Source organism: Bacteroidales bacterium, from assembly GCA_035299085.1.
In the GTDB taxonomy this organism is placed as follows: domain Bacteria; phylum Bacteroidota; class Bacteroidia; order Bacteroidales; family UBA10428; genus UBA5072.
This window is the reverse complement of the sequence record DATGXG010000042.1, coordinates 26,399-50,480: the sequence shown is the minus strand read 5'-3', so window position 1 is coordinate 50,480 and position 24,082 is coordinate 26,399. Positions and strand designations below refer to the sequence as shown.

At 40.4% G+C, this 24,082-nt stretch carries 19 protein-coding genes and 1 tRNA gene; 18 read left to right on the top strand and 2 right to left on the bottom strand.

The genetic code is table 11. The annotated features are described in order from the left end of the window. The 6 genes from VK179_13940 to VK179_13915 form a co-directional block, all read left to right on the top strand. Positions 1-682: T9SS type A sorting domain-containing protein (locus VK179_13940; protein HLO59844.1), on the top strand; the 682-nt coding region annotated here is incomplete at its 5' end. A gap of 213 nt (positions 683-895) precedes the next feature. Then, the gene (locus tag VK179_13935; GenBank protein HLO59843.1) at positions 896-5,170 is read left to right on the top strand and encodes a two-component regulator propeller domain-containing protein; all 4,275 of its coding nucleotides are present in this window, start codon (positions 896-898) and stop codon (positions 5,168-5,170) included. 182 nt (positions 5,171-5,352) lie between these two features. Further along, complete coding sequence (locus VK179_13930; protein HLO59842.1) at positions 5,353-7,749, top strand: hypothetical protein; 2,397 nt, start codon at positions 5,353-5,355, stop codon at positions 7,747-7,749. A 121-nt stretch (positions 7,750-7,870) separates the two neighbouring features. Further along, the gene (locus VK179_13925; protein ID HLO59841.1) at positions 7,871-8,911 is read left to right on the top strand and encodes a glycoside hydrolase family 43 protein; all 1,041 of its coding nucleotides are present in this window, start codon (positions 7,871-7,873) and stop codon (positions 8,909-8,911) included. Between the two features lie 123 nt (positions 8,912-9,034). Continuing rightward, positions 9,035-10,960: a glycoside hydrolase family 97 catalytic domain-containing protein gene (locus VK179_13920; protein ID HLO59840.1), complete on the top strand. Its 1,926-nt coding sequence runs from the start codon at positions 9,035-9,037 to the stop codon at positions 10,958-10,960. A 42-nt stretch (positions 10,961-11,002) separates the two neighbouring features. Then, positions 11,003-12,538 (top strand): glycoside hydrolase family 43 protein, encoded by a 1,536-nt coding sequence (locus VK179_13915; protein ID HLO59839.1) that lies wholly within the window; start codon positions 11,003-11,005, stop codon positions 12,536-12,538. A gap of 56 nt (positions 12,539-12,594) precedes the next feature. Here the strand turns inward: VK179_13915 and VK179_13910 are convergent, their stop codons facing one another. Beyond that, entirely contained in the window at positions 12,595-14,835 is a 2,241-nt protein-coding gene (locus VK179_13910; protein HLO59838.1) for an MBG domain-containing protein, read from the bottom strand. A gap of 219 nt (positions 14,836-15,054) precedes the next feature. On the opposite strand from VK179_13910, the gene VK179_13905 reads away from it, so the two are divergent. Next, positions 15,055-15,128 (top strand) — tRNA-Arg (locus tag VK179_13905). A gap of 160 nt (positions 15,129-15,288) precedes the next feature. On the opposite strand, the gene VK179_13900 is transcribed toward VK179_13905, so the two are convergent. Then, a complete protein-coding gene (locus VK179_13900) occupies positions 15,289-15,528 on the bottom strand; it encodes a hypothetical protein (protein ID HLO59837.1) in 240 nt (79 codons plus the stop codon). Positions 15,529-16,097: 569 nt separating this feature from the next. On the opposite strand from VK179_13900, the gene VK179_13895 reads away from it, so the two are divergent. From VK179_13895 to VK179_13845, 11 genes are all read left to right on the top strand, one after another. Further along, positions 16,098-16,274 carry a hypothetical protein gene (locus tag VK179_13895; GenBank protein HLO59836.1) on the top strand — a complete coding sequence of 59 codons (177 nt, stop codon included), beginning with the start codon at positions 16,098-16,100 and terminating at the stop codon, positions 16,272-16,274. Further along, positions 16,271-16,954, top strand: a complete 684-nt coding sequence (locus VK179_13890) for a hypothetical protein (protein ID HLO59835.1) — start codon at positions 16,271-16,273, stop codon at positions 16,952-16,954. Before VK179_13895 ends, VK179_13890 begins: the two co-directional genes overlap by 4 nt. Continuing rightward, positions 16,951-17,484, top strand: coding sequence for a hypothetical protein (locus VK179_13885; protein HLO59834.1), 534 nt, complete (start codon positions 16,951-16,953; stop codon positions 17,482-17,484). The genes VK179_13890 and VK179_13885 overlap by 4 nt, the downstream gene beginning before the upstream one ends. Beyond that, positions 17,474-17,866, top strand: coding sequence for a P27 family phage terminase small subunit (locus VK179_13880; protein ID HLO59833.1), 393 nt, complete (start codon positions 17,474-17,476; stop codon positions 17,864-17,866). Before VK179_13885 ends, VK179_13880 begins: the two co-directional genes overlap by 11 nt. A gap of 244 nt (positions 17,867-18,110) precedes the next feature. Then, positions 18,111-19,736, top strand: a complete 1,626-nt coding sequence (locus VK179_13875) for a terminase TerL endonuclease subunit (GenBank protein HLO59832.1) — start codon at positions 18,111-18,113, stop codon at positions 19,734-19,736. 11 nt (positions 19,737-19,747) lie between these two features. Beyond that, on the top strand, positions 19,748-20,962 hold the full coding sequence (locus VK179_13870) for a phage portal protein (GenBank protein HLO59831.1): 1,215 nt from the start codon (positions 19,748-19,750) through the stop codon (positions 20,960-20,962). A 2-nt stretch (positions 20,963-20,964) separates the two neighbouring features. Beyond that, positions 20,965-21,603, top strand: a complete 639-nt coding sequence (locus tag VK179_13865; GenBank protein ID HLO59830.1) for an HK97 family phage prohead protease — start codon at positions 20,965-20,967, stop codon at positions 21,601-21,603. A gap of 12 nt (positions 21,604-21,615) precedes the next feature. Then, on the top strand, positions 21,616-22,914 hold the full coding sequence (locus VK179_13860; protein ID HLO59829.1) for a phage major capsid protein: 1,299 nt from the start codon (positions 21,616-21,618) through the stop codon (positions 22,912-22,914). Positions 22,915-22,968: 54 nt separating this feature from the next. Next, a complete protein-coding gene (locus tag VK179_13855; protein ID HLO59828.1) occupies positions 22,969-23,274 on the top strand; it encodes a head-tail connector protein in 306 nt (101 codons plus the stop codon). Then, complete coding sequence (locus tag VK179_13850; GenBank protein ID HLO59827.1) at positions 23,271-23,597, top strand: head-tail adaptor protein; 327 nt, start codon at positions 23,271-23,273, stop codon at positions 23,595-23,597. The genes VK179_13855 and VK179_13850 overlap by 4 nt, the downstream gene beginning before the upstream one ends. After that, positions 23,597-24,052 carry an HK97 gp10 family phage protein gene (locus VK179_13845; GenBank protein HLO59826.1) on the top strand — a complete coding sequence of 152 codons (456 nt, stop codon included), beginning with the start codon at positions 23,597-23,599 and terminating at the stop codon, positions 24,050-24,052. The genes VK179_13850 and VK179_13845 overlap by 1 nt, the downstream gene beginning before the upstream one ends. Positions 24,053-24,082 lie beyond the last annotated feature (30 nt).

Sequence of the window (24,082 nt, the reverse complement as noted above, 5' to 3'; positions counted from 1 at the left end):
TATTTGGGGAGGCGGAGCTTTTGTCGATAGTTGCGGAACCTGTGTTGAGGGAACCACCGGAAAACATGCATGCATAAAGGATTGTAATGGAGTATGGAATGGTACGGCCTACCTGGATAGTTGTGAAATATGTGTCGGAGGTAACACCGGAAAAACCCCATGTACTAAAGACTGTAATGGAACCTGGGGTGGCACCGCATTTACAGATAGCTGCAACAATTGTGTGGGCGGGAATACCGGCAATGTTGCTTGTGTTAAAGACTGTAACAACGATTGGGGTGGCACCGCATATATTGACAGTTGCCAAACCTGCGTTGGTGGTAACACCGGGAAACTCGCGTGTATCCAGGATTGTAAAGGTACCTGGGGAGGCTCTGCATTTGTTGATAGTTGTAGCAACTGTATTGATATTACCAGGGGAGAAAATCCTTGTATAACTATTGTGGATCCCATCCAGTCAATATCTTTCAATCTTGCACCCAATCCTTTTACCCATTCATTACAATTGCTGTTACCTGAACCATCTGAATATACCATTAGTAATGTTTCAGGAGAAAAGGTCGAATCAGGCTTTTGTCAGAATGATTGTATAATAGCAAGCAATCTTATTCCGGGATTATATTTTTTGACAATAAATAATGTACAGGGAGCAAATACCGTAAAAATTATAAAAAGCAGGTAGCGCACAGGAGAATACTCAAGATGATTTCATGGTCAATTGTTTGTGGTTAGATTAAGGGTTTTTTGTAACCAGCCCCGGGAAACTCCCGGGGCTTTATTTTTTGAACAAATTTCTCAAACATATATTTTTATTCTTTATAATTGTTACCCGGGACCAATTACTAAATAGATTTTGGCAATGTATTTAAATTGTAGAATCTTATTTCTTCTTTTTTTGTTCCATCTATTCAACACTGTTTCATATGCAAATAATGGAGATCTAAGATTCATACATTTATCCACCGACAATGGAATATCGAATACCGAAGTGTATTCTGTTGTTCAGGATAAGGAGGGATTTATCTGGATAGGTACGGCGGATGGGCTGAATCGTTATGACGGAAGGTCGTTTAAAATATATCGTAAGGACGAAAAGGACTCAACCAGTTTATACCACGATTTAATTAATTGCCTGTTTGTTGATTCCCGCGGAACATTATGGGTTGGAACTGACCGGGGCGGAGTGAGCATGTATGATAAAGAAAAAGATCGCTTTATTAATCATTTGTCTGACCCTGATGATACCACATCAATTTTAAATAACAGAATTACGTCAATTACTGAGGATAGCAAAGGAGACATGTGGATTGCCTCCTATTTTGGCTTGAATCTGCTTAAGCGGAATTCAAACAAATTTGTCAGATATTCCGATGATCCTGTATTAGTTATTACAGATGAGGCCGTCCGGATTCTAGGCAGTAAAAATATTTATAAACCTTATATTAATGAATTGTCTAAACTCAAGGGGTCTAAAATCCGGAGAAATGACCTATATAACAGGTTAAAAGAAATATCAGCAGACCTTTTGGAGCAAAATTTTTATGATATCCTTGCAATGATAGACCCTAACGGTATATTGCATAATGATATCCGCGCCTTGTATACAGATCCGTCAGGAAATATCTGGATTGGTTATTCCATAGGTTTCGTCAGTGTTCTTAATCCAGAAACCGGCAAGTTCAACCATATGAGATTTGTTACTCCTAAAGCCAAAAATTCCGGATTTTTCTTTATTACTTCTTTTTGTTCCAGTGAGAATGAAATTTGGGTTAGTACAAGAGGTGAGGGAATTTGGATTTTGGATCAGGAAACTGCAAAATGGAGAAAATTCGATAAGATCCCTGATGAGTTTATTAATATGATCATGAGAGATAGTGTTGGGAATATATGGATGGGAGGACAGGAAACCGGATTGGTGCTTTACCGGAAATCTGATTCGAAAATCATTTCGTATAAGTACGACCAGTTTGATGACTCTGGTATATCAGGCAATATTGTTACCTGCATATATGAGGATAAGCAAAAAAACTTATGGGTAGGTAGTCTGCAGGCCGATTTAAATTTTGTAGTTAAAGCAAATCCCTTTTTAGGATATAAACAGGATCATGCCGGTTCACGGGGATTGACAAATAAAAATGTTTCTTCTGTACTTGAAGACGGAGAAAATAAGTTATGGGTTGGTTATTACAATGCAGGAGGTATAGACATCATAGACCGAAAAACAGGCAATAAAAGATTCATTCGTCCGCAAAAAGAAACCGGAAGCGGATTAGGTGAGGGAACAGTACACTGCATATACAAAGATGGAAAATCGAACATTTGGGTAGGAACTTACTTTGGCGGATTGCAAATGTACGACAGAAAAACCGGGAAGTTTAAATCCTATCGTCACAACCCTGAGGATGAGGAAAGTATTGCTGGTAATGATGTGCGTTCAATTACCGAAGACAAACACGGGAATCTTTGGATTGCGATACACGGAGGAGGCGTTGATAAATTTAATCCTTCAACCGCAAAATTTGAACATCATTTAGTAAATTATGGTAATCTGACAAATACAATATCCAGTGATTGGGTATTGTCAATTTACTGCGACACTGAGGATAATATATGGGTGGGTACAATAGATGGTATTTCAGTTATTGATCAAAGGACAATAAAGGTTAGACATTACAGGAATCAACCGAATGATACGACAAGTTTAAGTAACAATTTTGTGTATTCCATTTGCCAGGATTCGAAGGGAAATATGTGGTTCGGGACTGCCTCCGGTCTTAATCTGTTCAACAAGAAATATGGAACTTTTAGCCATTTTACCATCAGAGATGGGTTATCCAATAATAAAGTTACCGGTATCATTGAAGATCAATCCGGAAATCTTTGGCTCAGCACGTATAAAGGATTATGCAGATTTACTCCGGGAGAAAGAAGATTTAAAAACTTTGATATTATTGATGGGTTGGTTACCGATGAGTTTATTCTGCCTGGCGGATTTAAAAGTCAGGAAGGCGAAATCTTTTTTGGAGGCAAGCAGGGAGTAATTTGTTTCTTGCCGGGAAATATCATCGAAAATAAATATAAGCCACCGGTCTATATAACGGCGTTTAAATTGTTTAATAAACCTGTTGAAACGGTTGAGGCTGAAAATGTGTTTTCCCTGGAAAAGCAATCCATATATAGCCATGAAATTACTCTTAAATACAATCAGAATGTATTTACGTTAGAATTTGCAGCACTAAACTATATTGAACCTGAGAAAAATTTGTATGCGTATAGAATGCTTGGATTTGATAAGGACTGGAATTTTATAGAGAACAGGAATGATGTTACTTATACAAATCTACCTCCCGGGAAATATGCTTTCCAGGTGAAAGCTGCTAATAATGATGGAGTTTGGAATGATGTGCCCACAACATTAAATTTAACCGTTATTCCTCCATGGTACAAAACTGCATGGGCTTTTTTACTTTACATTCTTCTGATAGCAACTGGTATTGCCTATCTCAGATACACGTTTTTACTGCGCGAAAGATTTAAAAGAAAAATTGAACTTGAAAGGATAGAAGCCAGGCAGCAACATGAGTTGGATCTGATGAAACTCCGTTTCTTTACAAATATATCTCACGAGTTCAGAACGCCATTAACAATGATTTTGGCGCCCCTTGAAAAACCATTTCATTTGCTTAGCAAAGAAAAGCTGGAAAGTAACTATAAGTTAATTTATAAAAATGCATCCCGTTTGCTAAGATTGATCAATCAGTTAATGGATTTGAGAAAATTGGAAGCTGGCGGACTTACCCTGGAAGCTTCTGAAAATGATATTATTCGATTTGTAAGAGAAATTTCATCGACTTTTCAGATTGAAGCGACAGAACGTTCTGTTAATTTCCAGGTTGTTACTAATCTGGCTAGTCTTTCGGTTTGGTTTGACCGGGATAAATTAGATAAAATTCTGTATAATTTAATTGCCAATGCCTTCAAATTCACCGATAACGGGAAGAACATTACAGTTTATATTTCTGTTAAGGGCCCTGAAGAAAATACTTATGGCGGTGATCTTCAATTTGTCGAGATAATTATTGAAGATTCTGGAATCGGGATTGATAAAGATGACCTGGTTCATATTTTTGACAGCTTTTACCAGGCTGAAACAGCTAAAAAGAATCTCGGTTCGGGCGTTGGATTAGCATTGACCAAAGAACTTATTGAAATACACAATGGGATACTAAAAGCTGAAAGCATAAAAGGAAAAGGTTCCAGGTTTATTATTTTGCTACCATTGGGCAAACAACACTTAAAACCTTATCAGATAACCAATGAAGTTTTAAGTGACTCTATTGATTTATTCACGAAAGATAAAAATGACCTTAAACCTTCCCCCATCAGGGAAAGCATAGATCTGAAAAAAACTGCTCCGGTCCTGCTCATTATTGAAGATCATCCGGATCTGAGACAGTTTATAAAAAATGAATTTGAACAAAGTTTTAATGTAATGGAAGCCTCGGATGGAATTGAAGGATTTGAGTCAGCCATAAATAACATACCTGATATTATCATAAGTGATATTATGATGCCGGGACTGGACGGTATAGAATTATGCAAGCGACTGAAAAGCGATGAGAAAACATCTCATATACCTGTAATTCTCTTAACAGCCCGTACTGCCAGTGAACAGGTTATAGAAGGTCTGGAAACAGGAGCCGATGACTATATACCCAAGCCTTTCAGTATTTCTATCCTGCGTGCCCGGGTTCAGAATCTTCTTGAATCCCGCAGATTACTGAGGAGGCAATTCAGTAAACTACCTGATATATCTGAGGTAACTACCACCACAAGTCTGGATCAGAAATTTCTGAATCGTGCGTCAAAGTTTATTGAGAATAACATCAGCAATTCAGAATATGATGCGCATGCTTTTTCAGGTGATATGGGTATGAGTCGTTCCCAATTATACAGAAAGCTTCAAGCACTTACCGGTTATTCAGTAAATGAGTTTATGCGCAATATGCGCTTAAAAAAAGGTGCAGAACTATTGCTTACCACGGAAAATAGCGTTTCAAACATCGCGTTTGAGGTTGGGTTTAAAGAAATCTCCTATTTTGTAAAATGTTTTACGGATTATTACAAACTGAGTCCGACGAAATACAGAGTTACCAAAGGCAAGAAATGAAATTGAGACTATATTTCTAAAAATAATACTTTATTATAATTAGAAGAGATTCGTTCCCAATACATTTACAAAAACATTTTTTAAAATATTTTAATACTTATTCTATAGGTAATCATTTGAACCTGTTGATATTGGATTGTGTAATGTTTTATTTCTATCATCCCTTTAAAATCAATTTTGTTATGATGAAGAATCAATTTAGAACTAAGATGATCAGGTTACCCTTGTTATTTATCATCTTTTACAGTTCCTCCATTTCTCTTTTTGCTCAAAGCAATACCAACTGTTTTTTAGAGGATTTTGCTCCTAAAATTGCAGTTATACCTACCTCAACGTTAACTGATAAAACTGTACAAGCTCCGACAGCAACTGTAAATATCACTCCGGATACGTTGGGTAAAATATCCAAATATGTTTTCGGAAATGCAATAGCTGTGTGGATGGGCAACAATACAGACCAACCGGCTTTTGTAAAAAATACACAGGCTCTTTCTCCTACGTTGATTCGTTTCCCGGGAGGGAGCTGGTCGAATATCTTCTTTTGGAATGGCAGGCCTTCTGATATCCCTGACTCCATTTACGATGGTACTACTTTTAATGGTACCACGGCAAAAAAGAACCTGTTTTATGCTATCTCAGGAGTAAACGACTGGTCTACCACGGTTGATAATTATTACAAACTTCGTCAACAGACTGGCTCACAGGGTCTCATAACAATTAATTACGGGTATGCCCGGTATGGCTTAAGCAAAAACCCGGTGCAACAGGCAGCTCATCTTGCGGCCGATTGGGTTCGCTATGACAACGGCAGAACAAAATTCTGGGAAATCGGAAACGAAAATCCAGGTCCCTGGGAGGCGGGTTGGATGATTGATACCGCCACAAATAAAGATAATCAACCTCAAATTATTAATGGTCAACTGTATGGTAAACACTTTTGTGTTTTTGCCGACTCGATGAGGGCGGCAGCGGCCGAAGTGGGAGCGAAAATATACATTGGCGCCCTGGTTTTGCATTACGATGGCACCACGAGCTGGAATTCGGTGGATAAAACATGGAATGCCGGCGTTTTTAAGGAAATTGGCGATTCTGCCGATTTCTATGTTATGCACAACTATTTTGGGAGGGATGCAATTGTAAACAACTTATTATCCATTGCAACAACAGAACCAAAGAAAAACATCAGTTTTATCCGGCAGGATATTGCTAATAAAAAAGCTTTCCTTAAACCTGTAGCCCTGACTGAGTATAATATGGATGGCAATGCATCCGGTACTGGTCCGTTTCAGTCTTACATCAATGGAATACAGGCTACCATCCTGTTTAACGAATTAATAAAGAATAATTTTGGTTTAGGGGCAAGATGGTTGCTGTCCACAGGTGATAATGGGATGTTTTACCAGGGGAACAACAGCAGCTTATTGTGGCAACCACGGCCGGAATTCTATTATGCCTATTATCAACAGAAATTTACCGGTGATCACGTCATTTCAACAACATCATCCAACGTAAACATATTGGCGTATGCCTCCCGTTATGCATCAGGAGAAACCGGATTGGTGATAGTAAATAAGGGAACCTCATCCCAGATAGTAAAACTAAATCCCGAAAATATTGGCGTAGGAAAAAAATACTACGTGTACTCATTGACCGGAGGATCTGACCATGGAGACTTCTCGTTGTATGTAACAGTGAATGGAGTAGCCCCAACGGGGACACAATGGGGTCCAAGAACTGTACTCGAAAGTATTCCGGCTTATGCTTTTCCCAGCGATAGTAATATTCTTTTTCAAAGCCCGGGCAGGTCGGTCCAATTTGTAATGGTAGATGCGCCTACTCTGGATTGTAACAATGTTTTGGGTGGCACGGCTTATCTGGACAGCTGTCAGACATGTGTCGGAGGCAACACAGGTAAGCTACCCTGCGTTAAGGATTGCCAGGGCATCTGGGGTGGTTCCGACACATTAAGCTGCACCAGGGACTGCCAGGGTATTTGGGGAGGCGGAGCTTTTATAGATAGTTGTGGAACCTGTGTTGAGGGAACAACCGGAAAACAGGCATGTTTAAAAGACTGCAATGGGATTTGGAATGGTACGGCCTATTTGGATAGTTGTGAAATATGTGTGGGTGGCAATACCGGAAAGACTGCATGTACAAAAGACTGTAATGGAGATTGGGGCGGCACCGCATATCTTGACAGTTGCCAAACCTGCGTTGGCGGTAACACAGGGAAACTTGAGTGTATCCAGGATTGCAGAGGAACCTGGGGAGGCTTTGCATTTGTTGATAGTTGTAGTAACTGTGTTGATACTACCAAGGGAGAATATCCTTGTGTAACTATTGTGGACGAATACCAATCAAACACTTTCAGTTTTTCACCTAATCCATTTACTCATTCTTTACGATTGCAGTTTCTAAAACCATCCGAATATTCAGTTATTAATTCCTCCGGAGAAACCGTCGAATCAGGCTTTTGTCAAAGTGATTGTAATATAGCAGGTAGTCTTCATCCGGGTTTATATTTTTTAACTATAAAAAATACTCAGGAGGTAAAAACCATTAAAATTTTAAAACTTTAAAATAATAAGTAACCGAATGCTTTTGAGTTCAAAAATTACATTCGAATTATCCTAAAGCTATGAAAACGAAAACTTCCTTTAGAAGCAAATTCAGTGAAAGACAACTTGAAACCTGGTTTAAATGAAAAAATTCATTATTTTTTTTATCGGAGCATTTTGTCTGCATGCATTTTGTTTTGGCCAGAATAAAATAAAAATACAGGCAGAAGAAATGATTGTGTCTGGTGCGGAATGGTACGATACTTCAGGTAAACCAATTAATGCTCATGGTGGTGGATTGCTTTATCACAACGGAGTTTATTACTGGTATGGAGAATACAAAGGAGACTCCACCTATTGGAATCCCAAAGTACAGAGTTGGGAATGTTATAGAACAGAAGCCGGTGGTGTTTCTTGTTACTCTTCGCGCAATTTAACCGACTGGAAGTTTGAAGGCATTGTTTTGCCCCCGGAACAAAAAGATACTGCTTCAGAACTGCATTTCTCCAATGTATTGGAACGTCCGAAAGTAATCTATAACGAAGAGACGAAAAAATTTGTGATGTGGTTGCATGTGGACAGTCACGATTATGCCAAAGCGGCTGCCGGGGTAGCAATAAGTGATTCTCCGGTTGGTTTGTTTAAGTATCTCGGTTCTATGCGTCCGAATGGACAGATGAGCCGGGATATGAAGGTTTTCAAAGACGACAACGGCAAAGCTTATCAGGTTTGTTCATCAGAGAATAATGCCACTTTGTATATCAACGAACTGACAGACGATTACCTGAAGCCTTCAGGACGTTTTACACGAAATTTTATCAATGAATACAGGGAAGCGCCTGCTGTATTCAAATACAATGGTAAATATTATATTGTCACTTCGGCATGTACCGGTTGGGATCCTAATCAGGCAAAATACGCTGTAGCCGATTCCATGCTTGGACATTGGGAGATGCGTGATAATCCATGCACTGGTAAAGATGCCGATAAAACTTTTTATGGACAAAGTACGCATGTACTGCCCATTGAGGGAAAGAAAAATGCCTATATCGCCATGTTCGACCGCTGGAATAAAAAAGATCTTATTAATTCACGCTATATCTGGCTTCCGATAATTTTTGAAGGAGATTCTATCGAAATTCAGTGGAAAGATCGTTGGGAGATCAACAAATTTTTTAAGTGATCAATTGGTATTTGTCGTGTTATACATAGCTTAATCCAGTTGATTTTTATGATTGAAAAATTTATAAATTAATTCGTTCCAACATAAAAGGAAAATATCATGGAGGTTAAAACCTTTCAATTAATGAGACTATTTATAGTTTCAGCGTTAATACTGAACAGTTTCAATCTTGCAATTAGCCAGATGGTTTCGGTTGTGTCGCCGAACAATAAAATTAATGTTTCGCTTTTCTGCGAACAAAATAAAACCGTTGGGAATTGGTATTTATGTGTGAACTATACCGAAAATGGTAAAGTTTCGGAAGTAATTCCTTCCATCAACCTTGGACTTTCACGCAGCGACCAGGATTTTTATACTAATCTTTCATTTTTGAAAGCCGGTAAACCAACTGTAGTTAATGATAATTATACTGCGCTGCACGGAAAAAAATCTGTTTGCAGAAATTCGGCAAACGAAGTGGTGGTATATTTTGAAAATCCTGCCAAGGCCAAATTAAACCTCATTATCCGTGCTTATAATGATGGTATTGCATTTAGGTATGAGTTTCCTGAAATAGAAGGAACATTTGTGGTGAAAGATGAATTTACAGCTTATTTAATACCCGATAGTACCAAACGGTGGTTGGAAAGGTTCAATCCGGCCAATGAAGGGCTTTATATTACCATGAAAGACGGAAATGAACAAAGGGACTGGGGCTATCCGGCATTGTTCAATACCCCTGATAAATCATGCTGGTACCTGATCCACGAATCCGATGTAAACCGCACTTATTGTGGCACAAAACTCTCTAACTGGGGTCAAAAAACAGTCTACAAGCTCACATTCCCCGACAAATGGAACGGCCGCGAAAAAGGAGAAGTCCAGCCAACAATTAATCTGCCCTGGAAATCGCCCTGGCGTGTTATTATCGTTGGCAGTTTGGCTGACATAGTGGAATCAACGCTGGTCGATGATGTGAGTCCTGCTTCTGTGGTTGCCCAAACTGACTGGATAAAACCCGGCAAAGTGTCCTGGAATTACTGGTCGAATAACCATGGAACAAAAGATTTCAAGGTGGTATGTGAGTTTGCTGATCTGGCAGCCTCCATGTCGTGGCCTTACACTCTGCTGGACTGGGAGTGGGATGCTATGGGCAATGGCGGAAACCTTGAAGATGCTCTTAAATACATTACTTCCAAAGGTATAAAACCATTAATGTGGTACAATTCAGGAGGCGACTTCAATTGGGTTTCGGCAACTCCTAAAGACCGTATGCTTACGCATGAAAACAGGATAGAAGAATTTACCAAATTGCAAAAATTGGGAGTTGTGGGTGTTAAAATTGATTTCTTCGAAAGTGAAAAGCAGGACATGATTAATTACTATATTGATATTCTCGAAGACGCTGCCCGCTTCCATATGATGGTTTATTTTCATGGCTGTCTGGTTCCCCGCGGATGGTCAAGAACCTATCCTAACCTGATGACATACGAGGGTGTACGCGGAGCCGAATGGTACAATAATGGTCCTGAATTTACGATTCCCGCTCCTGAACACAATACAATTCTTCCGTTTACACGTAATGTAGTTGGTGCAATGGATTATACGCCGGTAACTTTCACCAATTCCCAATACCCACATGTTACTTCATACGGACATGAGCTTGCACTCAGTGTGTTGTTCGAATCAGGCTTTCAACACATGGCCGATCGTCCCGAAGGCTATTATGAACTACCGGATGCAGCAAAAAATTTCCTGAGAGATGTTCCAAATGCATGGGATAATATCAAATTGCTGGATGGATTTCCCGGCCGGGACGTAATTATTGCCAGACAAAAAGGCAGCTCATGGTATATTGGTGGAATCAGCAGTGAAAACATTGAAAAAACGAAAACCTTAAAATTCAATTTTCTGCCACAGAATGTCAATTATAAACTCACCCTTATTTCAGACGGCAATTACGACCAAGCTTTTAAAACGCAATATCTTGTTGTAAACCAATCCAGCTCTGTAGAAGTAAAAATGCTCCGAAGGGGAGGTTTTGCAGCATCTTTGACTCCGCTGCCATGACAGAGAAATAGAACAACGTTTATTAAATAAAATAAAAAAAGCATGTTTAGAAAAAAAGTATGGTTAAGTACAGTCGCTGTTATGGCTTTTCTGGGTGGTTCAGAATTCGCAAAACCTCAGACGAATGCAGGTAATCCGACAGTAGTTAAAGAAAACCTGGAAGAAAAATTCTCAAAAGTTTCGCCGAAACTTAGCTCTGATAATGCGAATCCATTATTAGATTTTATGTTTACTGCCGACCCGACAGCTGTAGAATACAATGGTAGAATTTATGTGTATGCCACGAATGATCATCAGCAGTATGAGCATGTTGGAAAGGATGGGAGAAATTCATACGAAAAGATCCGTTCACTGGTTATGATGTCTTCCGATGATATGGTCAACTGGACCTATCATGGTCTCATAAATACTTCCGAGCTGGCACCATGGAGTCAAAATTCCTGGGCACCTTCCATAACATCCAGACAGGAAGCAGATGGTAAGACACACTTTTATTTGTATTATTCCAATAGCGGCATCGGTTCAGCCGTACTTACTTCCACCTCTCCTGTTGGCCCGTGGAGTGACCCATTGGGAAAGAACATAGTCGACCGTTCGGTCCCCGGAGTGGATGTGGAAGCTCCCTTCGATCCCGGAGTTGTGATTGACGACCAAGGTACAGGTTGGCTTGCTTTTGGAGGCGGAAAGCCTAAAACGAAATATATGCCGGATAATTCCAGAATGGTCAAATTAGGATCAGATATGATCAGTTTGGCAAGCGAGATTGCCAGGATACCCGCTCCCTATTTTTTTGAGGCAAGCGACCTTAACTTTATCAATGGTACATGGGTTTATACCTATAATACGAGTTGGGAACAACGCACTGAATGGCCTTATACGAATACAGAAAAATCAACCCAATGCAGTATGTGTTATATGACGAGTAAAACACCGTTAGACTCGGCCAGTTGGAAGTATCGCGATAATTACTTTAAGAATACCGGCGATGTTAACGTAGGGCCTTATACAAACAACCACACTCACTTTTTCAAATACAAAGAGAAATATTATCTGGCTTACCATGCCATGTATTTACAGGATTATTTTGGCACGAAAGGTGGCTTTCGTAATGTGTGTATCGAAGAAATGCAGGTAGATGAAGGGAAAGATGTAAATATCCCCATGGTCAAAGCAACTTTTAAAGGTCCTTCACAACTTAACCCTTTAAATCCATTCGTTCTTCAGCAAGCAGAAACTACCGCTGGCACTTCGGGGCAAGTCCGGTTCGAAGCTGTCGGTAATGCGGGCAACATGGCAGCCAAAGGAAAAGCAGACAAAGAATGTCTCATGGTGCGAGGAGCCGATTTTAGCAACCATATTCCTGGCAAATTCGAAGCCAGGGTGAAAGGGAAAGGTAGAATTGATGTGTATGTAAATAATATGAAAGGTACTCCTATTGTTTCCCTTAAATGTGATGAGAAGGAATGGACTACACTCTCGAAGAAAATAGCACTGAAAATAGATAAAGGAATAGGTAATATCTATTTTGTATTTAATGGCGAGGATTTTTTGTTTGATGAATGGAAATTCATTTATTAAAATGATTATATTGATAAGAAAGGACAGGGAAAAGAAGCAATCATTAAGTGAAATTCCTATTGTCTCAGAATTTTAAATGAATGTTTTCCAATGAGGATATAGTATATACCCGCTGGGAGATCACTTATGTCGATAAAATCTGAATGAATGTTCTTCTTCTTTACAGGTATTCCTGACGATGAATAAATAGTAACTTCCTTAATTCCGGCATTCCTGATAAATAATTTCCCCGATGTGGGATTTGGCCAGACATTGATTTCGTTTTCAGTATAATTTGCATTTCCGACAAGGGGATTGACTGTTAGCACCCCATTGGTATAATTGAATTCGTAGTCAGGATCGACTCCTTTTAATATAATAATAGGATAAGTACCGGGTGCTGACTGAATATTAGCCGTGCAATATGCCCTGGGTAAAAGATCAATAACTGATTTATCTTCATTATTGACAAAACCATTAAATTCCATTTCAAAATCAGGATTTTCTTCTCCGTAATTTCTGCTTGTATCCCTTACCCGGACCGAAACCAGTGCTTTATTTATTGTCAGCACCCCGGTGATATATTCAAAATTATAATTATTATCGGAGCCCAGTTCAGGCCTCAGAGAGTAAGTGCCGACGCGGGATAATACGGTTTCATTACAGGCGATTATAGGTAATTGATCCAGCACGGAAGTATCTTCATTGTTTTTAAATCCCGTGATTGACCATGTGAATTCCGGATTTTCACTGCCGTAAGTTTTAGAGATATCATCTGCCTTAATTTGCAACGGCGCTTTGGTAACTTCAAGAGTACCATTTGTGAATTCGAAATTATAATTTTTATCAGTACCACCTGACAGTTCAATCGGATATAAACCGGCATTGCTCGAAGAATCAGCAGAACATATTAAAACAGGCAGTTCCTCAAGATCATTTATATCATCACCATTTTTGAAAGAAGAAAATGACAAAGTAAATTCAGGGTTCTTGCTGAAGTACTCTCTGCTTTTATTATCAGCCTGGATAAACAGGGGAGATTTATTAACGGTGAGCTTTTGTGATTTTTTTTCTGTCAGGTAAATTGTATCTTCTTCATAGGTAGCCACAATGTCACAGGTACCTGCACCAATGATTTTTATTTTACTGCCTTCTATTTTCGCAATACTCTCATCACTTGAAGTAACGGTGCATACAGGACTGACCTGATAATTAAAGGGAGGATCTCCATATATCATAGTAGGAATTGAGTGAAAGTCTATATATGGATTAAATTTCAGGAAGTAACAATAGAGCGCTCCCGTCTGGACCTTTTCCCCGGGAATCGGTTCTTTACAATACGAAGGGTCACTGATCAGGATCATATGGTATGAAATCATGATATCACCGCTATAATCCAGATCTATGATATCAGTATAGTACCAATCGCCACTGGCAGTGTATATCTTATGAACCTGAGTTCCATTTCCTACCAAACGAAATTCCGGACTTACAGCTACCTGATTACCTATTTGGCTAATCCGTCCATTGTTTGCCATGATCCATGCTGATTGGTAGTTATTCAACCAAAATGAATATATACAATCATCGTTTACACCCTCACCCGAATCATATAGTGATCCGACCAAGGCTTTATCTCCTGAAATCGCTACTGAAAGGCCAGGGACAGTTGCTATGGTTTGTTCAATCCATTGAATTCCGTCCCAACGAAAGAAATACGTTGCACTATCCGATCCGATAATCAGACTAGTTCCACTGAGAGCCATGCATAATCCAAAACGACTTGTTTTATGTGCGCCGGAAGGTACCAGTTTCTGCAACGGATTCCAATCCGAACCGTTTCTCTGATAAACATAAACTGAACCGCAATCCCCGGCACCTTCATCATCATAAATGGAACTAACAAAAATAAAATTGTAATCCATTTTGACTGCGTAACCAAACTGATCTGATTCCGCAAGGTTATCCGGCTCAAGAATTTTGACGTCATCCCAACCAGATCCGTTATATTGGAACACATGGGCCAAATTCTGATCGGGAGCGCCAAGTATGGCACAATCCCAGAAAATGGCAGCAGATAACGTAGTATCTTCAACCGGCATAGACAGAGTGTATTTCTTAACCCAGCCTGTATCCTGCCATTGAAAGATACAAGCCTGATTGTAATCTGTCGCTATTAATTTTTTGCCGTCATAGTCAAATGATTTTCCCAGGTTTTTGGTACCTGTTATAATCTGTTGCTGGCGCCAGCTTTGAGCCGGTGATTGGGTTAAAAAAGCGCAAATAAATATACAGAGAGCAGAAAGTTTAGGGTTCATCGTTCAAGGGCTTCTGTCATCAGAATATAAATATATCTATTTCATTTGTTTAATAACTGTCAGATTCCATAAAGTGACTTAATTCATTGATCAATAAGGCTGGTTTTTAAGTGAATGATTGTTGTCATGGCTTTCAGTAATTTCTTTTTTAATGATTTACTCATCCACAAAAATTGTTTATAGTTTTCAGGATTTTTCTATATTTGCAGCCTCAATAATGGCCCCGTAGCTTAATTGAATAGAGCATCTGACTACGGATCAGAAGGTTACAGGTTTGAGTCCTGTCGGGGTCACAAGGGTTTCAGAAGATATTGGAACCCTTTTTTTATGCCCCGGTTCAAGGATAGTTTAAGGTTTCGGTAAAAGCACGGATTTGTGCGTTTATCTATAAAAGTGCTTTTTCTCACTTTGTAAATGTACAGATTTGTACAATTATCGCCGGAAAACAGGCGTTTATTTTCTTAGTTCATATTCAACGCTGCATTCACCCTGAGTCTCAAAAAATATTGATTTCATAGCCTCAATAGGATAAGCAGATCCTTTTTTAACGGTAATCGAAGCCATGGCAAACTCTTGATCGAGAAAGGTCAATTTCAAGTGATTACTCTTACAAATATAATTCTTGACATAAATACTTGTAAATCCAAATACCGGTATATTCTCAGATTTTGATTTGAAGTGAATAATTTCCATAGCGTTATTAGTTTTGGTTAAACGAATTTAATAATTTTCTATAGGGAAATTATTCATTTTAAACAATTTGCGAAAAAATATTGATTTTGTGAATATTTTTTTGATTTTCACATTTTATTTCAATTTAAATTTGTATCCATAAGTCAGAGCCGACTGTACGGCCTTAGGATGAAGCGAGTCCCAACTCTCATCAACCGCAGTAGCGGATACAGATTATAAGCTACGGCTTCCGAATAGGAGGTGCTCCCTTACCAGAAACTACTCACAAACTGGGGAGCCAAATCAAACAGGGATTTTACTTAAACGCTATCTGGCGGATTGCCAGAGGATTCTATCTGCGGTTATTCCGCCTGATTGGCGTTTTTAAAAATTTCTAAAATGGAAAAATCTCTTATCCCTGGCTGGAAAACGGAATCCGAAGCCCAAGCTATGTTGAACGTGCGTCAAACCTCATTATGGAGGTGGAGAAAATTTGGTTTGCTCAAATGGTCACGCGTAGGACGTCGTATTTTCTACCAAGAGGCGTCGATTCTGGCTTTCATCGAGTCTAACATTCAAAATTCAGAGTCATGAAAACCAAGCGCGAAAAAATCGAAAAACTCAGTGGCGAAATTGCTAAACAGATCACTGAGTACCAGTCCGACGCTAGGAAGCGAATGCTAATCGCTGACATGGTTTGGTGGAGCTTACTATCTGAAAAGTTGCTGAAACTCAATTCCGCAATTGAAAAATACATCCAAAAATGACCGGGTGGATTAAGTTGCATCGGAAATTTCTTGACTGGGAATGGTACCAGGACGCTAATATGGTGCATTTGTTTCTTCATCTTCTTTTAGAGGCCAATCATGAAACCAGGAAATGGCGTGGAATTACCATAAATCGCGGTCAGCTTATATCAGGCAGGCATGAGCTTGCTGAAAGTACCGGAATATCTGAACGTTCAGTGCGGACATGTTTAGAAAAGCTAAAATCGACCAACGAAATAGCCATCCAAACGACCAACAGATATAGCGTTATAACGATCTGTAATTATGATAAATATCAGATCAGCGAAACAGAAAAAGACCAGCAAACTGACCAGCAACCAGTCCAACAACTGACCAGCAATCGACCAGCGACCGACCACAAACAAGAATATAAAGAAGATAAGAATTTAAGAAATAAAGAAGATAAGAAGAAGAAGGAAAGGCTCCACTTCGTTCCGCCCACGGTCGATGAGGTTATTTTATATTTTTTAAATAATAATTATTCTGAAGAAGCCGCCAGACGTGCTTTCAATTATTATACAGAAGGAAACTGGCATGACAGCAAAGGTTCTCCGGTGAGAAACTGGAAACAAAAAATGCAGGCTGTTTGGTTCAAGCCAGAAAATCAATTCAATAAAAAGACTTCGATGTATCAACTCGTCAATTCTTTACAAGCATGATAACTTATCACAACGAAACCAAGGTTCGGGATTTACCTGAAAGCTTTTTAAAGTCAGTCATTGAAGGTTTGCTTAAAACAGCAATGTTGGACCTGGCTTCAGTAATGGATCAAGAAATGTTTTCCCATTCTGTAAACAGGTTGGTTTACCTGATTCAGATGAAATACAAGGCCTTAATGCTGGGCGAAATAAAGTATGTCTTTGAAGGCACCCTTGAAAATCTGAAGGGCAAACTTTCAGTCGCATCGGTTATGTCCCTTTTCGGTCAATATGCATCCGCAAAGATCGAAAAGCAAAGGCAAGAATATGCTGCTCATGAGGCTGAAATTTACCAAGGCGGAATGGCGGTTTCTCAAACACCTTTTGCCAGGGCAATTATCCACAAAATGAATCTTCTGGAAACAGGTCAGATATCAATTGATGACTGGGAAAATGTCAAACTTAAAGACATTGCCGAAGATATTGAGAGTGGAAAAATAAAAGTATTCATGCCGGAAACCCGGAAAAAAAACAGCAATTATGAAGCTTAATTTCAGCATATCCGACGAATACGGCTATGAAACCCAGAAGTTTCTTAAGGGTTTGTTGGCCGAATTGAAGAAGGATCCCTCAGTTTGTAAGGTTGACCAGAAGGCTTTTGAACTTCTGGGCGACGTGCACGATGCCTATGAAACTGCGAAAGATACAATTGCATCTGAAGGCCAGGTTGTATTGGATCGCTACGGAGTTAAACGCCCGCACCCATGTATAAAGATCGCACACGACAAAGAGGTTATGCTCTTTAAGTTGCTGCAAGAGTTCGGCATGACCCCTAAATCCCGCTTCAAACAAGGGAAAAAGCCAAAGGAAAAGGCTGTCAATCCGATTGATTTTCTGATGAAGAAACCCGCTAAAAAGGTCGAAACGAGATGAAAGAAAAGCTGCAAACATCGGTGCCGGTACCTGTCTGGGCCATAACTACGGTTATAAGCTTATTCTTGACTGTCTCAATCTTTGTGATAAACCTTTCTGTTAAGGCCGGTCAGGCTAGCGCAACTATTCAGGATTGCAAATCCAAAATTGAAAATAAGGTCGACGTGGAACGCTTTAACAAGGATATTGACCGGATTTACCAAAGCTTGAATAGAATTGAAAACAAAATTGACCTGATCCAGAAATGAAGGATGTTCAGACATATTGCAACGACATTTTAACTGGCAAAATACCGGCTGGGCTCCATACGGTAAATACAGTGAAACGCTACCAGATTGATTTACTCCGGGAAGATCTTGAATTCCGTATTGAAGAAGTTGAAAGGGTCATTGACTTTGCCTCGAAATTAAAGCACACACAGGGAAAACACGCCGGTAAACCTTTCATTTTAGAGCCTTGGCAAAAGTTTATTGTCGCGAATATTTACGGATTCTATTGGAAGGAAACCGGGAAACGCCGCTTCAACACGGTATACCTGGAAATGGCACGAAAGAATGGTAAGACTGCCCTTGCAGCATTATTTGCTCTGTTTGGTATGTTTGAGGAACCTGGCGCTGAAATACTACTGGCTGCGAATTCGAAAGACCAGGCCAAGATCGCTTTTGGTGCAGTGCGCGAATTCACCAAATCACTTGATCCTGACGCAAAATATTTGAAGCGGTTAAGGGCTGACGTGACTTTCCCACATGCCAACAGCTTCATTAAAGTCCTGGCAGCTGATAGCGATAAGTTAGACGGGTACAACTGCAGTTGTGGTATCGTTGATGAATATCACAGCGCGCCTGATAGCTCAGTCCGGGATGTTATCAGATCAAGCCAGGGAATGAGGGAAAATCCTTTGCTAATCACAATTACGACCGCAGGCTTTGATAAGAATCTGCCATGTTATGAACTCAGGACCGTTGCAACCGAAATAGCTGCTCAGGTTAAAACTGATGATACATTTTTTGGCTTGGTTTATTCAATGGACGAAACTGATGACTGGAAGGATCCTGCCAACTGGATAAAATCAAATCCGAATTTGGATGTAACTGTCCTAAGCAATTACATTAAGACTCAGGTCACACAAGCAGTAAATAGTCCATCGGATGAGGTCGGTATTAAAACGAAAAATTTGAATATCTGGTGTGACTCTGCCATGACCTGGATCGCGGACCAGTACATTCTTCAAGCAACTCAGAAGGCAAACATTGCTGACTTTAAAGGTGAACTGTCATTCTGTGGTGTTGATCTTGCTTCAAATGTTGACCTGACAGCGGTTTCCTATCTTTTTGTTAAAGGTGAAAAGTACTATTTCAGGACAGATTATTACGTGCCGACCGAAACGGTTAATAAGGGCGGCGTACATGCAGATATCGACTTATACCGGGAATGGGTCAGGCGTGGTTTTTTGAAGGTCACATCAGGCAACGTAACTGATTACGATTGCATTACCCGGGATATTCTGGCCGCAAACACGCTGAATGAGGTTGAAAGAATATATTACGACAAATTTAACAGTCTTTCATTTGTTGTTCAGGCAACTGATCAAGGACTTAACCTTATTCCATATTCACAAGCCATTGGCAATTTCAACGTCCCGACCAAAGAATTTGAGCGATTGATGCTGGGCGGCCAAGTAATAATTGACGACAATCCAATTAACCGCTATTGTCTCCGGAATGTGGAATTACGAACCGACTTCAATGGAAATACGAAACCAATGAAGTCCTCAGAAAAGAAAAAGATTGATGGCGTAATTGCCATGCTGCAGGCCCTTGCTGCATATCTAGACTATTCTGCTAACGGTGGAGGTGGTAACGTATTTTAATTCACGTAATTATGAATTTATTCACAAGAGCAAAAAACATTCTGACTGGTGAAAAAAGGTCAATCACAGTCCAACCTACCACGGCAGTCGGCCTGCCTTATGGTTTTGCGGCCAGCCCGCTATCCATTCAGAATAGCCTGCAGTTAAGTGCTGTCTATCGCTGTGTAGACGTTGTAAGTGACTCTATAGCAAGCCAGACTTGGGATATTTTGCGCTTCGGTGATAAGGGTTGGAGAAAAGATGAATTCCATTATGCCTGGGAAACATTAAATCTGACTCCTGGTCCAGCGATGAATAAATACACCTTTATGAAAACCTTGGTGCAAAAGGTTCTTCTGGAAGGTGATGGCTTTATTATAATACATCGAGACGGCACAGGTCAGCCTGATGAATTGGAACTGGTTATTGATACTGTAACCATGTATCAGCGTCAGGATAGATCAGTTTACTACTTCGTAGGTAAGCCAGGATTCGAACGGAAAGTTGAAGATGAAGACATGATTCATGTTTTAAACTTCAGCTACGACGGTTTACGAGGTGTATCCACTTTGCGACATGCAGCCAATTCGATGAGCTTGTCATATTCAGCAGAGGCAAGCGCAAGGGGCTTCTTCGCTTCTGGTGCAAACCTTTCAGGGATCCTTTCAAGTGATGGCAAGATTACTACAGAAAAAGCCACTTCAATGAAAGACAGTTGGCGGGCAACCTTTAATGTTGCATCCGGTGAACCCGGAGGTGTCGCTGTGCTTGACGGTGGCCTTAAGTTCCTGCCCGTAACAGTCAATCCAAAGGATCAGCAGCTAATTGAGGTGCGTGGTTTTAACGTGGTCGATATATGCCGGTTCTTTGGGGTGCCGCCTGCCAAGGCCTTTGATAATGCTAACCTGACATATTCAAATGTTGAAGCTTACCAGCTGGGATATTTGACCGATACCGTTTCACCCTTTAACACCAAGCTTGAAGTTGAATTTAACCGCAAGGTTTTCCCTCCCAGACAACGAAGATACACCTGGTTGCAGCTCAACATAAATGAATTGATCCGGGCTAATATGGATAGCAAGATCAATTATCTCTCCAAAGGTTTCCAGGTTGGAGGATTCACGATAAATGAACTCCGTCAGCAGTTAGATAATCCACCGGTCGAAGGTGGCGACCAGGCTTACTATCAAGTCAATATGCAGCCAGTCGGAACCAAACCTATTGATAAAACTCAAAAACAGCAATAACTATGGACTATGAAATTCGCTCTATATCGCATGAAGCAGCTGAAATAAGGGCTGCAAAGGATTCCAGAAAGGTTGAAGGTTATGGAATAGTTTTTAATTCCAGGTCAAAGAATCTCGGCGGATTTTATGAAATAATTCTCCCGGGTGCGGTTGACGGTGTTCTGGACAATTCCGACGTAATGGCTTGCATGGATCACAACCTTTCCCGTGGGATCCTGGCTCGTTCATCATTTGGTTCCGGATCAATGTCTTTGAAGGTGGATACCAAAGGTGTTCAATTCGGATTCGTTGCGCCAAATTTTCCACTCGGTGATGAATTACTTGAAGGCATTCGCAGGGGTGATATCAGGAATGCATCATTTGCCTTTACCGTTGCCACCGGTGGCGAAAAATGGGTGAAACAGGATGACGGCACTTACCTACGAACAATCAGCAAATTCGAACAAATCTATGATATGTCACCCTGTTATACTCCGGCATATCAAGATACTAAAATAGCAACCCGTAGTCTGACCGAAGTTCAGAAATCGGAAGGTGGAACGATACCTAACCCTACCGGATCGGATCCGGAAGGAAAATTAGTGACAATACCCGAATCTTATTTCACAAACCTCGAGGACAGGCTCAATTATAAACGATAAATAATTTCAATCATGAAAAAAACTGTTTTACAAATGAAAGACGAGATTGGCCAGCTTTTGGATAAAAATAAAACCATTGTAAACGCCGCTCGCACAGAAAAACGTTCTCTCACTGCAACCGAACAGTCAGAGTTCGATGACAACCTCCTGCAGATCCGTGAACTGGACTTGGATCTGGAAAAGGAAATGCGTTCCAGTTCTTTTGTACCTGGTAAGAAAGTATCCCAGGCTATTCCCGGTGCACAGTCACAATTCTCACTTATCAAAGCTATCAGGTCAAAACTTGACGGCAAGAATTATGATGAACTGTCGACCAGAATTTTTGAAGTTGGTCGCAATGAATTGAGGGCTTCCGGTCATATGCCAGCTGGTGATCTTGTGATCCCTGTTGAAATCCGTGCCGATGTTCTGGCAGGTACTGCAACCCAGGGTCAGGAAATTGTTGCTGAACAGAAAATGGCAATTCTGCCTCCGCTGGAAAATAAGTTGGTTCTTGCTGCTGCGGGTGCTACTTATTTGACTGGTCTGGTCGGCAATGTTTCAATCCCTTCGTACAGCGGAACAACTGTTGCCTGGAAAGGTGAAGTAATAGCTGCTGATGACGGTGCCGGTACTTTTGGTGAAGTCGGGTTCTCACCCAAAAGGCTTACTGCTTACCTGGATGTATCCAAATTGTTCCTGGCTCAGGATTCAGTAGGCGCTGAAAGGATGCTGCTTGACAATATTGCCAGTGCTGTAGCACGTAAACTGGAAAGTACAATTCTTGGCGTTGCAGCCGGATCTGCTACTCAGCCTCAGGGTATGGGTTATAAGATCACGACTGGGACCGATACGAAAGCCGCTAAGGCCGCTGCAACCAATAAATTGCTTGTTGCCCTGGAAACTGCAATTGACTCAGCAAACGCCCTGGCAAACAAGCTTGGTTACATTACCAATGCTTCTGGCCGAGGTATTCTGAAAACCACTTTAAAGGAAACCGGTCTTCCTGGTTACATCTGTTCAGAAGCTGGCCAGGTTAACGGCTATCCTTTGTATGTTACAAATGGTTGCTCTGGTGCAGCAGGTACCGACGCCGGTGACCTGGTTGTATTTGGTAACTGGGCTGATCTCTGTATTGGTCAGTGGGGTGGATTCGATATCACTGTCGATCCCTTCACAGTAGCCAAAGAAAACAAGGTTCGCATCGTAATCAATGCATATTTTGATGCTAAAGGTCTTCGTGGATCCGCTCCGACTGATGTTCATGGAGAAGCCACTACCCAGGCAGATGACTATGCCATTTCGTTTGCATCCTTAGCCATTAAGGCCTAATCTTCATTAGTGGGGCGTCGTGAAACGCGACGCCCCCTTTTAAAACTCAATAACATGGCAACTTACACTACTCTGGAAGAAGTTAAGAAACATCTGAACGTGGACTTCACTGACGATGATACTTACATTGCATCGCTTCAGGACCTGGTTGAGGAACTTGTTGCAATTGATATCGGTCAACCTCTTTCTGAATTGGAAGTTGAAGACGAAATCCCAAAGGGTTTAGTACATGCAATGAAAATTATAATCGGTCACTTTTACCTGGTCCGGGAACCGGTTTCTATCGGCGTGAACGTTGTCAAGATCCCATTTTCTTATGAATATCTGATTGCACCTTACAAGAATTACACTATAGTATGAGAGCTGGAAATCTATTCAATCGGGTAAAATTCTATGCTAAAGTAACTAGCAAAGACGACTTCGGTGCCTCAGTTGATTCATGGCCCACTGTGACCATTTCCACAAGAGGTGAAGTCCGCTGGACTGGTGGCAATAAAGCATTGTCTACAGCTGAGGAAAAGATTTATTCACGGAATATGGAATTGACTGTCAGGTACCGGTCGAATATTGTCGAAACCATGAAGGTTAAACTGGACGAATCCAGTGACTTCTATATAATAACCTATATGGAAGTGATTGGCCGTAAACAGGCTTTAAAGCTTCAACTTGAAAAAGAGAATTAATGGAAGTCTCAATTGAAACCGGCCAACTTAAGGTTCTTGAAGACTTCTTTCAAGAACTGAGTAATGCTGATCAGCGAAAGATCTTTATTGCAGCTTATCGTAAAGCCAGCAAACCGATAATTGCTGCAGCTCAGGCGGGCGCTCCTGAAAAGTCTGGCAGGCTGAAGAAATCTATCGGATCAATCGAAATTCCAAAGGATATTGCGATCCTGGTAGGCGCAAAAAAGTCTGGGAAATATAAAGGCTGGCATGGACATCTAGTCGAAAATGGTACAAAAATGAGATACAGAAGATCCAAGAAAAGTGCTTCAACTGGCCGGGTGTTAGGTACTCATTTCTTTGAAGAAGCTTTTAACAGGACTGAAGGGCAGGCATATGATGCCATTGAACAGGAATGGTACCAGGCTATTGATAAAATGATCATACGAACCAATAAAAAACTACAATTAAAATGAAAACCTTACAACTATCCGACAAGGATATTA

Coding starts and splice junctions, on each gene's coding strand:
- VK179_13930 (HLO59842.1), top strand. CDS start 5,353: ATGATGAAGAATCAATTTAGAACTAAGATGATCAGGTTACCCTTGTTA.
- VK179_13925 (HLO59841.1), top strand. CDS start 7,871: ATGAAAAAATTCATTATTTTTTTTATCGGAGCATTTTGTCTGCATGCA.
- VK179_13920 (HLO59840.1), top strand. CDS start 9,035: ATGAGACTATTTATAGTTTCAGCGTTAATACTGAACAGTTTCAATCTT.
- VK179_13915 (HLO59839.1), top strand. CDS start 11,003: ATGTTTAGAAAAAAAGTATGGTTAAGTACAGTCGCTGTTATGGCTTTT.
- VK179_13910 (HLO59838.1), bottom strand. CDS start 14,835: ATGAACCCTAAACTTTCTGCTCTCTGTATATTTATTTGCGCTTTTTTA.
- VK179_13900 (HLO59837.1), bottom strand. CDS start 15,528: ATGGAAATTATTCACTTCAAATCAAAATCTGAGAATATACCGGTATTT.
- VK179_13895 (HLO59836.1), top strand. CDS start 16,098: ATGAAAACCAAGCGCGAAAAAATCGAAAAACTCAGTGGCGAAATTGCT.
- VK179_13890 (HLO59835.1), top strand. CDS start 16,271: ATGACCGGGTGGATTAAGTTGCATCGGAAATTTCTTGACTGGGAATGG.
- VK179_13885 (HLO59834.1), top strand. CDS start 16,951: ATGATAACTTATCACAACGAAACCAAGGTTCGGGATTTACCTGAAAGC.
- VK179_13880 (HLO59833.1), top strand. CDS start 17,474: ATGAAGCTTAATTTCAGCATATCCGACGAATACGGCTATGAAACCCAG.
- VK179_13875 (HLO59832.1), top strand. CDS start 18,111: ATGAAGGATGTTCAGACATATTGCAACGACATTTTAACTGGCAAAATA.
- VK179_13870 (HLO59831.1), top strand. CDS start 19,748: ATGAATTTATTCACAAGAGCAAAAAACATTCTGACTGGTGAAAAAAGG.
- VK179_13865 (HLO59830.1), top strand. CDS start 20,965: ATGGACTATGAAATTCGCTCTATATCGCATGAAGCAGCTGAAATAAGG.
- VK179_13860 (HLO59829.1), top strand. CDS start 21,616: ATGAAAAAAACTGTTTTACAAATGAAAGACGAGATTGGCCAGCTTTTG.
- VK179_13855 (HLO59828.1), top strand. CDS start 22,969: ATGGCAACTTACACTACTCTGGAAGAAGTTAAGAAACATCTGAACGTG.
- VK179_13850 (HLO59827.1), top strand. CDS start 23,271: ATGAGAGCTGGAAATCTATTCAATCGGGTAAAATTCTATGCTAAAGTA.
- VK179_13845 (HLO59826.1), top strand. CDS start 23,597: ATGGAAGTCTCAATTGAAACCGGCCAACTTAAGGTTCTTGAAGACTTC.